At 45.4% G+C, this 16,916-nt stretch carries 11 protein-coding genes; 5 read left to right on the top strand and 6 right to left on the bottom strand.

All coding sequences use genetic code 11. The annotated features are described in order from the left end of the window. Window positions 1–558: 558 nt before the first annotated feature. The 4 genes from MUG06_RS14440 to MUG06_RS14425 are packed head-to-tail and all read left to right on the top strand — an operon-like array spanning window position 559 to window position 4,921. Complete coding sequence (locus MUG06_RS14440; RefSeq protein WP_243079017.1) at window positions 559–1,335, top strand: ABC transporter permease; 777 nt, start codon at window positions 559–561, stop codon at window positions 1,333–1,335. After that, window positions 1,332–1,997, top strand: coding sequence for an ABC transporter ATP-binding protein (locus tag MUG06_RS14435; protein WP_243079016.1), 666 nt, complete (start codon window positions 1,332–1,334; stop codon window positions 1,995–1,997). The genes MUG06_RS14440 and MUG06_RS14435 overlap by 4 nt, the downstream gene beginning before the upstream one ends. A 31-nt stretch (window positions 1,998–2,028) precedes the next feature. Next, window positions 2,029–4,290, top strand: a complete 2,262-nt coding sequence (locus MUG06_RS14430) for a glycosyltransferase (RefSeq protein ID WP_243079015.1) — start codon at window positions 2,029–2,031, stop codon at window positions 4,288–4,290. Window positions 4,291–4,297: 7 nt separating this feature from the next. Beyond that, window positions 4,298–4,921 (top strand): CatB-related O-acetyltransferase, encoded by a 624-nt coding sequence (locus MUG06_RS14425; RefSeq protein WP_243079014.1) that lies wholly within the window; start codon window positions 4,298–4,300, stop codon window positions 4,919–4,921. 23 nt (window positions 4,922–4,944) lie between these two features. On the opposite strand, the gene MUG06_RS14420 is transcribed toward MUG06_RS14425, so the two are convergent. From MUG06_RS14420 to speA, 6 genes are all read right to left on the bottom strand, one after another. Next, window positions 4,945–6,195 (bottom strand): capsular biosynthesis protein, encoded by a 1,251-nt coding sequence (locus MUG06_RS14420; RefSeq protein ID WP_243079013.1) that lies wholly within the window; start codon window positions 6,193–6,195, stop codon window positions 4,945–4,947. A 40-nt stretch (window positions 6,196–6,235) separates the two neighbouring features. Next, the gene (locus MUG06_RS14415) at window positions 6,236–8,263 is read right to left on the bottom strand and encodes a capsular polysaccharide biosynthesis protein (RefSeq protein ID WP_243079012.1); all 2,028 of its coding nucleotides are present in this window, start codon (window positions 8,261–8,263) and stop codon (window positions 6,236–6,238) included. Window positions 8,264–8,275: 12 nt separating this feature from the next. Beyond that, window positions 8,276–9,949 carry a polysaccharide biosynthesis/export family protein gene (locus MUG06_RS14410; protein ID WP_243079011.1) on the bottom strand — a complete coding sequence of 558 codons (1,674 nt, stop codon included), beginning with the start codon at window positions 9,947–9,949 and terminating at the stop codon, window positions 8,276–8,278. A gap of 30 nt (window positions 9,950–9,979) precedes the next feature. Further along, on the bottom strand, window positions 9,980–11,131 hold the full coding sequence (locus MUG06_RS14405; protein WP_243079010.1) for a capsule biosynthesis protein: 1,152 nt from the start codon (window positions 11,129–11,131) through the stop codon (window positions 9,980–9,982). Window positions 11,132–12,245: 1,114 nt separating this feature from the next. Further along, window positions 12,246–12,401, bottom strand: coding sequence for a hypothetical protein (locus MUG06_RS14400; RefSeq protein ID WP_243079009.1), 156 nt, complete (start codon window positions 12,399–12,401; stop codon window positions 12,246–12,248). A 306-nt stretch (window positions 12,402–12,707) separates the two neighbouring features. Continuing rightward, window positions 12,708–14,684, bottom strand: coding sequence for a biosynthetic arginine decarboxylase (gene speA / locus MUG06_RS14395; RefSeq protein WP_243079008.1), 1,977 nt, complete (start codon window positions 14,682–14,684; stop codon window positions 12,708–12,710). Between the two features lie 853 nt (window positions 14,685–15,537). On the opposite strand from speA, the gene metK reads away from it, so the two are divergent. Beyond that, window positions 15,538–16,689, top strand: a complete 1,152-nt coding sequence (metK, locus tag MUG06_RS14390; RefSeq protein WP_215845661.1) for a methionine adenosyltransferase — start codon at window positions 15,538–15,540, stop codon at window positions 16,687–16,689. Window positions 16,690–16,916 lie beyond the last annotated feature (227 nt).

The raw sequence follows: 16,916 nt of genomic DNA, 5'->3' as shown, positions 1-16,916 counted from the left end.
GCAACGGCATAACCGTGACGATAATTTAAAAATTACACTATGCGTGAAGCTTGAGAAGAGCTGGCAAATGTAAACGCCACTCATCATTAATCCCTGTAGGAAACCCGTCCCCCATTACGTCTTCAAGCACCAATCTTTTACTTATCAATCAGTTAAAAAGATAGATGTAAAATTCCCTTTCTGATAGGCGTTACAAATTATTAATGAAGTATTAATAGACGAAAACGGTTAGGAATTATCTTAGTCGGCCTGTAACTTACCGCACTTAATAATAAGACCTTTCTTACAGACATTATTAAATAGAAGACTGCGGCGGAAGTAATTAATAACGCTAAGTAACGAGTTATTTGACTTAAATAAGCTGCATTTCCCTGCGTAATCATCAGATTGATAAATCTGTTTCTGCTTTATTTTGCTGCTAAATACAGCGTTCTTCCTTTGTCTGAAGATCGAAAACTCACCTGCATAACATTCTTTTTTGTCTCTAGCGCATTGGTTGCTGTAAAGCCAAGGGCGGTAGCGTGTACAAATCCCACCTTCGACAGAGTTAAAAAAATAATGGCCAGAAGTGGTTTGGAAGTTCAACAGGCAGCCATTAAGGCCTTGTTTTTACGTGAAATTAAAACCCGATTCGGCAAGTTCCGTCTCGGCTATTTCTGGGCAATCCTCGAACCTTCAGCACATTTACTGGTTCTGTTAGCGATATTCGGTTTCATTATGCATCGCACCATGCCAGATATTTCATTTCCGGTATTCCTGCTCAACGGCATCATCCCATACTTCATTTTTAGTAATATCAGTAATCGTTCAGTGGGTGCGATTGAAGCGAACCAAGGATTGTTCAATTATCGTCCGGTTAAACCCATCGATACTATTATTGCCCGCGCAATATTGGAGACGTTGATATATGTCGCCGTCTATATCGTGCTGATGATAGTGGTCTGGATATCTGGCGAATATTTCGCCATTACCAATCTACTGCAACTGGTCTGCTCCTGGAGTTTGCTGGTGCTGTTTTCTTGCGGTGTGGGTCTGATATTTATGGTGATAGGCAAATCCCTTCCTGAGACCCAGAAGTTTTTGCCGATTCTCTTGAAGCCGCTCTACTTCATCTCTTGCATCATGTTTTCGCTGCATACCATTCCAAAAGATTATTGGCCCTATCTGTTATGGAACCCCATCGTTCACGCCGTTGAACTCAGCCGTGAAGCGGTGATGCCCGGCTATATCAGTGAAGGTGTCAGTTTGCAGTATCTGGCGTTTTGCACACTCGCCACGCTGTTTGTCGGCCTGGCGTTGTATCGCACCCGTGAAGAGGCGATGTTAACCTCATGATTAAAATTGAAAACCTCACTAAGTCTTACCGCACGCCAGCGGGACGCCATTACGTTTTTAAAGATCTCAACATTGAGCTACCTAGCGGCAAGAGCGTGGCCTTGGTGGGCCGCAACGGCGCAGGGAAATCAACTTTACTGCGAATGATTGGCGGCATTGACCGCCCGGACAGCGGAAACATCATTACTGATAAAACTATTTCCTGGCCGGTTGGACTCTCTGGCGGTTTTCAAGGCAGCCTGACCGGACGCGAGAACGTGAAATTCGTGGCGCGTCTTTATGCCAAAAAAGATGAGTTAAAAGATAAAGTCGCGTTCGTCGAAGATTTTGCCGAATTGGGTAAGTACTTCGATATGCCAATCAAAACCTATTCCTCCGGTATGAAATCACGCCTCGGCTTTGGCCTAAGCATGGCGTTTAAGTTTGATTATTATTTGGTAGATGAGGTTACTGCGGTAGGTGATGCGCGGTTTAAGCAGAAGTGTGCTGACTTGTTTAAAGAGCGGCATGCAGAAGCGAGCTTTTTGATGGTTTCACACAGTTTGAACTCGTTGAAAGAGTTTTGTGATAATGCAATATTCATTGGAAAAAACAATCATGTTGAGTTTATTGAAAATATAGATATTGCAATTGAAAAATATAAAGAAGACGAAAAAATCTAATTGAAAACCTTGATATCAATAAAGGAATATCATGCTAACGATAATCACACCAATCTTTTGCCAATCAAAAAATGACTATATTTATAATAGGTCTTTATTTTTTATAAACAATTCATACACTAGCGATAAAATAAAAAGAATAGTAGTTGATTTTGGAAGCATTGATAACGTAAGCGAAGAGTTAGAATTTTTATGTAATAAAAACAACATTTCTTATTACAATATGAAACGTAACGGAAATCCATTTTCTGCTGGAGAATGTAGAAATTTCGGCGTATCAAAATCTACTACAGATTACATTACCTTCCAAGATATTGATTTATACGCTCCAAAATCTACATATAATAGCTTGATTGAAAGAATAGCTAGCACTAAATTTTATAATGAAGTTGAATGCATCCCCTGCTTATATTTAAATGAAGAGCTTTCTGAGGATTACATTAAAGAACCTTCATGGGAAGAAAGCCATAAAATCGCTTACAATCTCTACAAAGAAAAAAACTCAGCCATAAAAATGTATGCTCCAGTAACATCCATGATAATTATTCGTAGAAATTACTACCTTGAAAACGGTGGAAATAATACAGAATTCCATGGGCATGGCTATGAAGACTTTGAATTACTTAACCGCTTGGCAAATAGATCAAATAAGTTTGTTCGCTCAAGGGATTATTATAACCACGATTTTAAATACGACTCACCTCATTACTCAGGATATCGAACATTCTTCAGTTTATTTGGCAGAGAAGCAATGAACGACAAATTGTTTTTTGTACATCTTTGGCACCCAGAAAACATAAATAAAAACTACTCTTCACGTAACAGAATAAATAGAGAGATTTTCGAAAAACTCATTAGGAAATTTGACAATGAAAATTATCTACCGGCACCCCTGAGTGGAAACAGCAAATACTTTGAAGGTAATACCTTAATTTTATCACCTTTTAATGGTAAAACATCAAATACGATTCGAACAGCAATTCCTTTTTTATCATCATGCTTTTACATTAAAGATGATGAAATTATGTCTAACGGAGATTTTTTTAATTACATCAAAAAAAATAATATAAAAAGGGTGCTATTTTTCAACGCATATGCAAATGAGCATCGTTTAAGTTTATATAGATATTGTATCGAAAACGATATAAAAACAATAAATTATGATCGAGGAGGATTACCAGACACATGGTTCTTTGACCCTCATGGTTTTAATAGTTCGAGTAAGTCTTATTCTGATGAAAACTGGGATCATGAAATAACGACTGGTGAGCACACAAAAGTAAAAGAATACATTCTCAAAACACTTTGCTCTGAAAATGCTTTGGAGAAAAACGGCAACCGCATAGGTGCACATAACCTCAAGAATAAATATAATATAAGAGACAACAAAATCCTTTTCGTTCCGTTACAAAGACCTAACGATTCAGTCATAAAACACTTTTCTGATCGTATAGGTAGTGTTGAAAACTTCTTTTCAGAATTAATATCTCTAGCTAAAAGTGAAGAATTAAAAGACTGGAAAATCATCATTAAAAACCATCCACTTGAGCCAAACGATATTTTTAACAGTAAACAGTTCCCTAGCAACATAATTTTACTATCAAATAAAGATCATTTTTGCGACGCAGTCTTAGCATCAGACGCGGTAATGTTAATTAATTCTGGGGTGGGTCTTTACTCATTGATGGCAGGAAAACCTACTTTTAACGTTGGAAATGCATACTATTCACATCCTCACATGTCAGTAAAAATAGACTCACCATTATCTTTCATTGATTATATATATAAGTTAACGCCTCCCAGTAATGTAAAGGTAGAAAGGTTCATCCATTTCCTTATTAATAAATTTTATTCTTTTGGCACTACAACTTACATTGAAAATGTAGATACTAAATCTAAAAAACGCACAAATGTCGCATTATATACTGACTTCATAACATTAAGACTTCCTTTAGATAATGGAGAAACTAAAACATTTACCTTAGAACGCCGCACAAATCCTTATAAAATAAATAGCTCATATTATGATTTTTATCGATCCGGAATTTTATTGAGAGAAAAAATAAAACCAATAGTTTCAGTTAATACCACAACATCTACTACATTAATCAAAAAAGAAAAAAACCCAACCACACCAAATATTATTGAACTCAAAAAAACAACAATTACCCCACTCCCCCTACCAGCAGCCAAAAAAAGGTTGAATAAGAAACTTATAAAACTAGTAAAAAGACCAAGATTGTTTTTTAAAGATGCTTTAAATAACTCTAAAAATAGAAAAGCTTCTGCGTGAGAAAAATATGATTGAATTTTCAGTATTTGCTAAAAGTTCGCACTTGGTTCCAACAGCAATAATTGAACACCCTATCCATTGCGCACCTAACTCACAAATTCATGGTGAGTGCATCATTGGGAGCTATTTATTTTTAAATATAGGGAGTGTAATTTACCCGCATGTTACTATGGGAAGGTATTGTTCAATTGCAAGAGGTTGTGAAATAGGAGTGGCAAATCATCCCATTAACTATTTATCCACTCACAGTTTCCAATATCATAGCGCTCAATTTCCCAATCACCCCTTTTATAAAAATGAAATAAAAAGAGTACAATGGCGCGAACATCCTAAAACAGAAATTGGGAGCGATGTTTGGGTTGGTGCCCAATCAGTTATAAAAGCTGGGGTTAAAATTGGACACGGAGCAGTAATAGCAGCTAACTCTGTTGTAACTAAAGATATTCCTCCGTATTCAATCGTTGGAGGAAGTCCAGCGAAGGAAATAAAAAAAAGATTTACACAGGTTCAGATTGAGCAACTTCTCAATTTGAAATGGTGGGGTTTGGAAATAAAGGAAATAAGCTCACTTCCTTTTGACAACATCGATGAATGTATTAAATTGCTTAAAGAAATACGCAATCAAAAATAGAAATATTTTTATTACCATATTCTTTAATATGCTGAGGGGGACTTGACGCAATGAGTATCAACATTATCTTTAATTCCCCTTTTGATTACGCCACACTTCGAAATTGAGTAATAAACCGCATTTACCTGCGTATTCTCCAACAAATACGATCTAAACTTTTTAAACAGCTTCATATCCGGCTTAAAATCCGCCTGCCAGAATTGATGCAAATGCCCTTGATACGTCAACCCTTTGATGTCGTAAAGGGCATTGCCCATCACCTTCAGCGGTTTGTTATGAATCAGCGCTGAAATCCCCGCCGTACTATTAATCGTCACCACCGCTTTTGCATGGGTCAACAACTCAGGCATGGGCAGGTCATGCACGTAAATCACCCTGCGACTCACCCCTAAATTTTTACCCAGCGTCTTAATCAACGGGCCATACAAACGATGACCGCGATCCATCGGATGATGCTTGATCACCAGGAACGCGTCTTTCGGCGCCTTGCGTGAAAAGGAGTAAATCACATCATTGATGTAATCACGCACATCATCATACGGGCTGTGATTACGGATCTGGCTGTCGTTATACACTTGCAGAATCGCCAGGTAATAACGCTGATCGAGGCTGCTTTGCAGATGCTGTAAAACATTACGTTGCGTGAAGCCATACCACTTTTTGCGCCAGTAAGCGCGAACCCAGCATTGCGCTTCATACCACGGTGAAAAGGATTTGTGATGACGGTAATGATGAAACTCATGACGATGACGCCATCCCACCAAGTAATACCAGGTTGCGTGGCCAATACGTTTCATTGAGGAAGGTTTCAAACTTTCCACCTGCATCGGTGGCGTTTCGGGTAAACGACGATAGAACTCAGGATTGCGTGGCAGCGATGAAAAGGCGTTCACACCGCCCTCTTCCACCGTGATGAAATGTGGTCGTAAATAGCCTTCTTCAAATGCCAGGAATCGCACGCCTTTTGCTTGGGCCCAGCGCTTAGCCGCCTGATGCATAGGCCGACAATCACCAAAACAGAGAATGGTATCGAAATCATATTCTTTATGGGTTTCGCGCAACCAACTGGGGAATTCTTTTGGCGTTTTGAGATAAGGCAGATATTTACGCTGGCGACAGTAAAAACGATCGCCACCGTTAAATATTACATTAACAGCTTCACGTTCTAATGATTCCAGCCATTCAGCGACATCATTAAAAAAAGGCCCCATCGGTCCCTGTAATAATAAATACTTCTTCCCAGACAACAGCATATTCAAGGCGTTACTGTGCATAACCAACCTTCAGGATTGTTATTGTAATGACCCGACTTAATTAGCCGAATTTGACTTTAAAAAACATCATCAACTTGCGGTAATAACGCACAAGGCGTCCCGCTTTTTTCTTATTAATAAACATCTTTCCACGCGGTGCGTGGATCAGTAACTCTGCGGCTTCTTCTGCGCTAATGGCTTCAAGCCGCAGCGGATGGATATACGTCGGATAAGCAATCAGCGCCTGATACACCAAATCGGTGAGATGAAGCTTGCGGTTACGTCGCTCACACTGATGTTCATCCTGCGTCAGGCCCCAACCTGCATAAAACGGTAAGCCATAACAAAACACGTTTTTACCATGCAGCAACGCTTCAAAACCCGAAAGCGATGTCATGGTGTGCAGTTCATCAGCGAGTTGAATGCACTGAATAACATCCGCATCCAGCGCCTGGTAATTAGCCAGCGCCTGTACATGTTCTATTGAAATATGGCCTTTGCGATTACCCACTAATACATCGGGATGCGGCTTATAAATAATAAATGCATCCGGGTTGCGCTCGCGTACGGTACGCAACAACGCCAGGTTGGTATTAATGGTGCGCGTGCCGGTTTCAATCGAGGCATCATCTTCTACCTGCCCTGGAACCAGTAATATACGTTTGCCTTGTGAATCCGCCGGTAAGCTGAAATCGGCGCCAAGGTTATATTTGCTGATCTTACTTTCAACTAATCGCTTCTGGAGTTTCTCGGCGCGTAATTGCTGCGCCAGCGTTAACTGACTGTGATTCAGCATTACCTCTAGATCGCTCGAACGCGTTGCATCGTAATAGATGCCGCGTTTATCCAATACCAGCGAAAGCGGTGGCAATAAATCGGACCCCAAACCTGACGATCGTATAAAACCATCTTCCATACGCCACATCGGTAACTGCTGTGAACTGACTTTTTCTTGCCAGCGCTTTTCACCGCGCACGCCCCATACGACACAAGCCGTGGCTTCTCGGCAACGGCGAGAAAAACTCAATCGGTTGCCGTTGGTGCGCAAGAAAGGTTTCAGGATAGTGGATTTCCACAACGTTAAGCCTGGCGCCCAAAGATGCCCGCTGCGCTGCTGTTGATAGCGGCGCTGCAACTGCATCCAGTTCAAAACCTCAAACAGCGTCGCCGGCGCGCCCGTTTGGGGATCGATATAGCGGCTGTAACGTAAATAGGCAGCGGCAAACAGCGCATTCAGCGTGGCGGAGCCGCGACGCTGCGAAAGCTGTTCAGCCTGAGGATGGCGATCGTCAGTTAATCCCCAACCGGCGTACCAAGGCTGGCCAAAACAGGTCACTGGCTTGCCCGCCATCAGGGCTTCGAAACCGTATTGCGACGTCATAACGTAGACGCGGGAAACGTGGCGCAACAGCGATTGCGGGCTGACATTATCAGCCATCAGATGCACGCGGTGCGTTGATGTTAGTTGGTGGAAATAACCCGCTTTTTTCCCTTCCAACACATCAGGATGCACTTTCACCCAAATGGAGGCAGACGGATTCTCATCTATCGCGGCGTTAAGCATGGCGGCAAAATCATCTGGGCCGGCATTACCAAAGGTCACTGACATATCGCCAAAGGTTTGATCCACCACCAGCACCAAATTTGTCGTCAGGCTTTCACCGGCTACAAACGCAGGCGCCTGATTATATTTCGACAGATCTTCAGTGACGATGGTGTGCATCGCTTCCTGGGCTTGAATCGCTAACGCCTGATTTGCTGCCGTGTCCTTGATCAGACGCTCCAGCGTACTGGGTTGGTTGGCATCGTAATAAATGCCCTCTTCATCCAGCACCATCGAAAGCGGCGGCGCACCGTTAACGCCTAAATCCAGTGAACGGATAAACCCATCTTCAAGGCGAAGAATCGGTTTTCCTGCGGCGCGAGCGATCTCCACCGGTTTACGGGCGCTGGGGCGATGTCCCCACACCGCCACAGTATCAATCTCTTCCGGCAACGGGCGCAGCGCTGAGATCTTCTGGCACGGCTGTGCCAGAAAGTTTTCCAGATGCGGTATACGCCAGATACCTGAAGAAAAAATACCAATCACGTCGCTGTGTCCTTAAATCGACAGAATGACTTTTGCACCCACCGCCAGCTGGTAGAGGATGGTGGAGATACCGCGCGTCACTTCGATGTTCTTCGACTCATACTTCGGCAGCACCATCAACTCGTCGCCTGGATTTAAAGAATCCACGTCGTCGGCGTTTTCGGCTGCGCCGTTCTGGCGAATCACAATGACTTTGGCGTTACCCGATTTCTGCGTCAGACCACCACACTTGGCGATGTAATCTTCCGGGCTGAGGTTTTTCTCCCAACTCACCGCATTCGGGAACAGCACCTCGCCATGCACCATCACCAACGAGCTCTTCTCTGGAATATTGATGATGTCGCCATCTTCCAGCAGCACGGAATCGAGATTCTGTTCGTTAAGGATTACTTCGCCTTTCGGCACCACAGAGCGGGCTTTCGCTACAAAACGGCTAATCAGCTGCGCTTCCTGCATACGCAGGCTGGCCTCTTCTTTAGTGGAGGATTGCGCCGACAGCGAAGCCTCTTCCAATTTTTGCAGCGACAAATCCAGCATCTCTTTCTGGCGCAGCGCAACAGACTGTCGATAAAGCTGGATCGCTTTAAGCTGCGTCATGCTGTTAGAACGAATCTGCGTTAACACCGAACGCATGGTTGAACCATAAGGCAGAACGATCGCATGCTCACCAGAATGTGCGCCTTCAATACGAACCTGAATAGTGCCTGCATAGCGGTCGGAGCTGATAATCAACGTGTCGCCATCTTGCAACATGCGGCCCGGTGCAGAGCTGATCGGATAATATTCGCTGCGTTTCATTGCACCCTGCTGACGCATGATGGTCATATGCGTAGCGCCGGGTTTGGGGCGTGCCCAGCTCAGCGCTTCCGTCACCGGAATGCTGCTGTTGCGGAACTCAAAGTCATAGCTGTTAAAGACATCGCCCTGCACGCTGAACGTGTGCTGTCGCGGCCCGACCACGATGGTGTCGCCATCGGAAAACTGTGAAAGGCCGAGCTTGCCATTTAACAGGAAGTCATACAGATCAACGGATGAGCGTACGCGATTGCCGCGCTTTATCACGATATCTACGTAGCTGCCGCGATCGGGATCGACGCCGCCCGCTTTGATCAGATAGTTGAGCAGCGAATCGGTTGTAACACCGCCATACAAACCGGGGTTACGCACAAAACCGGTCACATACACTTTTACCGGCTGCGCCTGCAACAGCGAGGCATAAACGTTAACGTTAGCCTGGTAAACTTCTTTGACTCGCGTTGTCACCATGTTATTCAGCTGGCTGTTACTGACGCCCGCCACCTTCAACGGCCCGACGTTTGGCAGGAAAATATTGCCTTTTGGATCAACCGTCAGCGCGCCATCAAAAGTAAATGCCCCCCACAAACGAACTTGAATGGTGTCGCCAAGGCTAATGGTGTAGCTCGGATTGAAACCCACGGTGGCCCCGTTATCGGCGCTGTTGCCGTTAAAAAGTTGCGCACCAAACATACGGCTCATCACCATCGGCGCGGTGGGGCGTGGTGTATTGTCAAAGCCATCGCTGCTTTGCACCGCATTCTGCTGCCCGGTAATAAAGGAGGGCAAAGGCGCGGCACCGGTCAGATTAGGATCGGCATTTAAATCCACTGCGCTGGCCTGCGTAGCCTGCCACAGGGCGATGAATAACAGAGACTTCAGTAATTTCATGGCGAACTCATTCAATGTCTGGGCGACGAATTAATCTTTGTGATCTTCAATAACAGCCAGCAGCAGTTTTAAGGTGCCGAACAGCAAGCTGCACACCAGTAACCAGCAGGCGATCAAATAAGGAACATTCGGGAACGTAGATTCCTGCGGCTGTTGCGGTGAGCTAATGACCGACAGCACCTTCAGCTTGCGAGCGGCTTCGACACGCGTCTTCTCAATAGAAGTAAGCGCCAACTTATAAATGTCAGTATCAAAGGAGACTTTCGCTTTTATCTCTTCGAAATCCACTGCCATGCGGTTGAGCTTGTGCCCTTCCGGTGCCGTAATTTTGCCTTTTTCGTCATCAATCTGAGATTGCAGTGACGCAATGGCGTTTTTCGCGCTAATCACCTGCGGCGCATCGTCACGCAAATAGGTCAGCAAATTACGCAGGTCTGCTTCCATCTGGATTTTCTGACCATTAAGCGTGTTCACTAAAGTGCTGGCGGCTAACGCTTGCGCTTCTGGATCCAGCACATTGTTGTGGTTCTGATAAGCCAGTAGTTCGCCTTTGCTTTCATCCAGCCTGGCGCGTGCTTTCTGCATTTCGTTTTCGGCGAAAGTGAGCTGATCACGAGCAATGCGATGGGAAAGTTCGTTGATAAAGCGTTCGGACTCTTTCAGCACAGCTTGGTTAAATTGCTTAGCGAACTCTGGGGTGAAGCCTTGGGTTTGAATATCCAACAAACCCGTTTTATCGTCATACGCCACGCTGATACGGCTGCGGTAGTATTCAAGAAAACGCTCAACGGTTTCATCGTTCGAGAGATGATTCAGAAAATCCAGACCGCTGTGGCTGAACGCTTCATGGAAATTAAGCTGCTTATCCAGCACCGCCATCATATCGGGTGAGTTGATGTACTCTTTTAGGTAGAGCGCATCTTCTGCAGAGCTGGGATTGGAAGCGCCGAGCAACAAACCGACGTTCAGGCTGCTGCCGTTGATATCATCGGCGCGTTTAATGGCTACTTTGGATTCGCTCATGAAGCGCGGTTGACTGAAGATCACCAAATAGATGAGCAGCAACGCCATCGGCAGCAAAATAATAATTTTAGCGAGGTGGTTTTGCAGATTTGCCAGTGAAAGCACGGACAACTTTGTGCGCACTCCCGATGCTCTGAACTTCACTTTCTCAATTAACATGCAGCTATCATCATTTATTGTGTGCTCTCGCACGTCTTTGTTAAGGCCGGTGACATATTTCCGTTGCCACACGCTCAGTAGAACCTGGAAACAGCTGGGTGACTTTATTCTCTTTATTGATGGCCAATAGCGCGGAAACAGGGTGTTTTTGCATCTTTTCTTACTCTTCGATGCTTATTCTCTTGTATCGCTGCGAGTAAATAGCCTTTTCTGGCAGAGAGTTATCTACAAAACCGGGCAACGTTACTTGTGTACATTTACTCGACCGTTCCGGATTTAGCCGTTTTTTCACTTAATAGGACGACCTTCGCGTGTTCACTTATTAACCAGTTGACGATGGTTAAACAAAAATGAACACTAAATCTCTACGCTGACGTTTTTCTGCACAATAAAAACCCCCTTCCCCTCCAGAATTTAAGACAAAGGGATAGCGTCCAGCAGGTGACTGGCGAAATTTTTAATTGTCATTTAGTGCAGGCAGCCGCCCTTTTAAATAAAAGGCCGCAGGGAAATTTTAACGAAACCTATGTAACATAGCGTAAGAAATGGCACAACTTTTTTAAGAAGATTCTTAGTGTTTAACTGGTCGCTTTTTAATCAACCAAATAGTTTGGATAGCGGAAAAAGAGCAACCAAAAGCAAATAAACACTAAATTTCAATGAATTAAAATCAATTCGGGAGCCACCTATTTAAAATAACACCCTACTGTTTCATGGTATAAATAACAGACGACAACCAAGATAATTGGTAACTGATAAAGTCACTACAGGTTATATTTTAATAAGGTTAATATTTATATGGAGACACATTAATGGCGGTGGTGAGCGGAAGATAATAGCAAGCAGAGTTCAGAAAAATTCATGGATTACTAAAAGTACTTTCATCTTTCCGAGATAACTTACTCTTATGTTTATTGTGCACTTATTATACCGTTTTACAGTGATATCCGGTTCTAATAAGGGTTTGTTTCTATTCAATCTGATCTCTACAGCTTAAAGATATATATAAAAAACAGCCAGGAACCGTGATTTGTTTGAAGTGGGTAGAAACAGAGGTTTGGGATGCGGATGACGGGATCAACAAGAAGAGAGAAATGACGCACGCATGAGGCATTTAATAGTCGTTATCAATATCCTCTGCGGCCGAACGCATCACGCTGATGGCGATGAGCAGTCCTATCAAGGCTACAACGGCAATGCCTGTCAGTAAAAATTCCACACAACCACCTATGATATTGGGCTCTTTGAGAGTGAATTTGAGCAGTGGCATCAGTATGGCAGCTCATTACTCATCATATAACCTGGCTATGTTTCAGTTTGTTTACGATGTAAATCAGGTTTAGCTCTTCCAACTATATAAATGCAGTTATGTCGCTGAAATAGCAGATGTTATGACAAAGCGATCGCTTTAATCCGGAACTTAAATGCAGGTGCTAAGAAAAGTCTAATTTATTTGTACGTCTGCGTTATTGGAGAAAAGCGGGATTTGTGAGGACGGTGGCAAGCGCAATGTGAAGGTTGTGAGCGACTGAACAAAGAAGAGAGACTGAGCACCTGAAGTGCTCAGCCCTAATCATTACTCGTCTTCTAAATAGGTATAGCCGTAAAGGCCGCTTTCGAACTCTTGCAGGAATTGTTCGCGCAGCTCCTCATCCAGTTCAGTTTCAGTAACCTGATTACGGAACAGCGTCATCAGCTCGTTGGGATCAAGCTGAACGTAGCGCAACATATCCGCAACGGTATCGCCTTCGTCAGAAAGCTGCACTTCAACGTCGCCATTTGGACGCGCATAGACATCAACCGCTTCGGTATCACCAAACAGGTTGTGCATGTTGCCCAAAATTTCCTGATAAGCACCCACCATAAAGAAGCCCAGCATTGGCGGATTATCAACGTCGTATTCCGGCATCGGCATGGTGGTAGCAATGCCGTCGCCATCAACGTAGTGATCGATAGTGCCGTCGGAATCACAGGTAATGTCGAGCAGCACCGCACGGCGCTCCGGCTTCTTGTTCAGCCCTTCCAGCGGAAGCACCGGGAATAGCTGATCGATACCCCATGCATCCGGCATCGACTGGAACAGCGAGAAGTTGACGTACATTTTGTCCGCCATGCGCTCTTGCAGTTCGTCGATAATCGGACGGTGCGCGCGATTACTTGGGTCAAGATGCTGCTGAATGTAATGACAAATGCTGAGATAAAGCTGTTCAGCCCATGAACGCTGTTTAAGATCGTAAGTGCCGGATGAGTAACCGGTGTGGATATCAAACAGATCCATCTGGCTGTCATGCAGCCATTCACGTAGCGAGCGACGCGTGCTCGGCTCGTGCATCTCTTGCCAGGTTTCCCACATGCTCAGAATCGGGCGCGGCGCATCTACTGCTGGCGTTTCAGGCTCGCTGAACTCGTTGCGTTCGACACCGATGATATTCGACACCAGTACCGTATGATGCGCAGTGACGGCACGACCCGATTCGGTGATCACCGTTGGATGTTCCAAACCGTGTTCGTCGCACGCATCGCCAATCGCCCAAATCACGTTGTTGGCGTATTCGTTCAGGCCATAGTTCACTGAACAATCTGACTGCGAACGCGTGCCTTCATAATCGACGCCCAAACCACCGCCGACGTCAAAGCACTTAATGTTGACGCCCAACTTCGCCAGCTCAACATAGAAACGCGCTGATTCACGCACGCCGGTCGCGATATCGCGAATATTCGACATCTGTGAACCGAGATGGAAATGCAGCAGCTGCAGGCTGTCGATACGACCTGCGTTACGCATGATCTCAACCAGTTTCAGCACCTGGGTTGCCGACAGACCAAACTTCGATTTTTCACCGCCGCTCGACTGCCATTTACCGGAACCCTGAGACGCCAGTCGTGCGCGGATGCCCAGACGCGGCACCACGTTTAGACGCTCCGCTTCCTCCAGCACCAGACGCACTTCGGTCATTTTCTCGAGCACCAGATAAACTTTGTGCCCCATCTTTTCGCCAATCAGTGCCAGACGAATATATTCACGATCTTTATAGCCGTTACAGACGATCACGGAACGGGTTTGACCCGCATGTGCCAGCACCGCCATCAGCTCCGCTTTGGATCCCGCTTCCAGTCCCAGCGGTTCGCCGGAGTGGATCAGCGACTCAATGACGCGTTTGTGCTGGTTAACTTTGATCGGATAAACCAGAAAGTAATCGCCCTTGTAACCGTAAGATTCACGCGCGCGTTTAAAGGCGGCGTTAATTGAACGCAGGCGATGCTGCAGAATCTGCGGGAAACAGAACAGCGCGGGCAGGCGTTGGCCTTGCGCTTCGCGCTCTTTCACCAGGTTGGCTAAATCGACGCGTACGTCCGGCAGATCCGGATCCGGGCACACACTGATATGGCCCAGTTCGTTGACGTCGTAATAGTTATTGCCCCACCAGGCGATGTTATAAGTACGCAGCATTTTGCTGGCATCTTGATCGTTCATTGCTACCTCCTGCATTGAGCGGAGTGCACCTTGTTCGCCAGCTGACGAACCCTTGATATTCTTCATGTCGTCAGACATCACGAACCTCAATTTTCCGTTGAAAGATGAAACTGTTAATCGGCTTAACTGCCGCTAAGTTAGAAATTCGTTGCCACATGTGACGCAATGTCCTGTTCACCTGACGTTGCCGTCAGCGCGATTAACGCATGAAAGTAAGTGTAAAACACCTTGGCCTGTCCGTTTAAATAGAAAACGTTTAAAAGAGAAACGTATAAAAAGGACCACGGATAACGTGCGTCGTTCATCTGCATAAGCACAGAGAAGGAACAAAAACGTAAGGATAGCAGTACAGATTAACGGGTACTCGTGTCGGTAGAATGACCGCTACGAACACAATGTCGGCAGGACACTGAAAATGATGGGAAACAGGAGAAAGCCAGCGCAGCGCAACAGCGCGGAGAACCGAAAGGAAAGAAAGCGTGGTTCATTACTTGAATCACCTCCACATATGCCAAAGACACATGGAAAACAACCTGGGTGAACGCCAGAAGCCTCACTGTTCTGACGGGCGCGACGCGTGGTGACGTCATCCTTTTTGCTGCCTAAAAGCAGCGGCGTTTTATACAGTTTGTGGTCAAAAATAGCAAAAAGATTATTTGGTTATTGCGTGTACTGTCAGGAAAATCTTCCAGTTTTGCCGTTGCGTAAAATGCTGAAACAGAAAAAGGGCTGGTAATTCGCGCATTCTGTAACCTAAAATAGACGTCCAGATGGTTTTCCATCTAAACAGGTTAAACTCCAGGCGATGTTAGCCTGATGTGCTGATACTTCCTAAACTGCTCGCGGCTTTGCCTGAAGGGGCGTTAAGTCAGGTTCAGCCTCACTTACGCTATGCAGTCGAATTCAAACCATTTGTAAGGTAAAGAACAGAATGGCTAAACACCTTTTTACGTCCGAGTCTGTATCAGAAGGACATCCTGATAAAATCGCTGACCAAATTTCTGATGCCGTACTTGATGCGATCCTCGAGCAGGATCCTAAAGCGCGCGTGGCCTGCGAAACTTACGTTAAAACCGGTATGGTTCTGGTTGGGGGTGAAATCACTACCAGCGCCTGGGTTGATATCGAAGAGATCACCCGTAACACCGTTCGTGAAATCGGCTATGTTCATTCCGATATGGGCTTTGATGCCAACTCTTGCGCCGTTTTAAGCGCGATTGGCAAGCAATCACCTGATATCAACCAAGGCGTTGACCGCACCGATCCGCTGGAACAAGGCGCGGGCGATCAGGGCTTGATGTTTGGCTACGCAACCAACGAAACTGACGTGCTGATGCCTGCGCCAGTGACTTATGCACACCGTTTGGTGCAGCGTCAGGCTGAAGTCCGTAAAAATGGTTCACTGCCGTGGTTGCGTCCAGATGCGAAAAGCCAGGTCACTTTCCAGTACGATGACGGCAAAATCGTCGGTATCGATGCTGTTGTCCTGTCAACTCAGCACGCTGAAGATGTTAGCCAGCAAGATCTGAAAGAAGCGGTAATGGAAGAGATCATCAAACCGGTTCTGCCAGCAGAATGGCTGAATGCTTCAACCAAATATCACATCAACCCAACGGGTCGTTTCGTTATCGGTGGCCCAATGGGCGACTGTGGCCTGACGGGTCGTAAAATCATCGTTGATACCTACGGCGGCATGGCACGTCATGGCGGCGGTGCGTTCTCAGGTAAAGATCCATCAAAAGTTGACCGTTCAGCGGCTTATGCTGCGCGCTATGTGGCTAAAAACATCGTGGCTGCGGGTTTGGCGGATCGTTGTGAAATCCAGGTTTCTTACGCGATTGGCGTCGCTGAACCGACCTCCATCATGGTTGAAACGTTTGGTACCGAGAAAATCTCTACCGAACAGCTGACTTTGCTGGTGCGTGAGTTCTTCGACCTGCGTCCATACGGTTTGATTCAGATGCTGGATCTGCTGCACCCGATCTACAAAGAGACCGCAGCTTATGGTCACTTTGGTCGTGAGCACTTCCCATGGGAAAAAACAGACAAAGCTGCTCAACTGCGCGACGCTGCGGGCCTGTAATTTTTCTCTCGGGCCCCATCCGAAAACCCTGTTGATGAAGCAGGGTTTTTTATTGCCTGTTTTTTGCTAACCGATCGCCCTCTCATCCCTAACGCTACAAAGTTACGAGTCAAAAAAACGGCTTACGCTGCTTTCAAATCTCTTCAGACAGCTTTTTTCGTTATCTCAACTACACTTCTTTCGCCAATCCTGACAACAAAATGTTAACGATTACAATTTGAAACGCT

This window comes from Pantoea sp. MQR6, assembly GCF_022761075.1.
GTDB classification, from domain to species: Bacteria; Pseudomonadota; Gammaproteobacteria; order Enterobacterales; family Enterobacteriaceae; genus Pantoea; species Pantoea phytostimulans.
The sequence above is the reverse complement of the archived record's forward strand: the minus strand, read 5'-3'. Positions and strand labels throughout refer to the sequence as shown.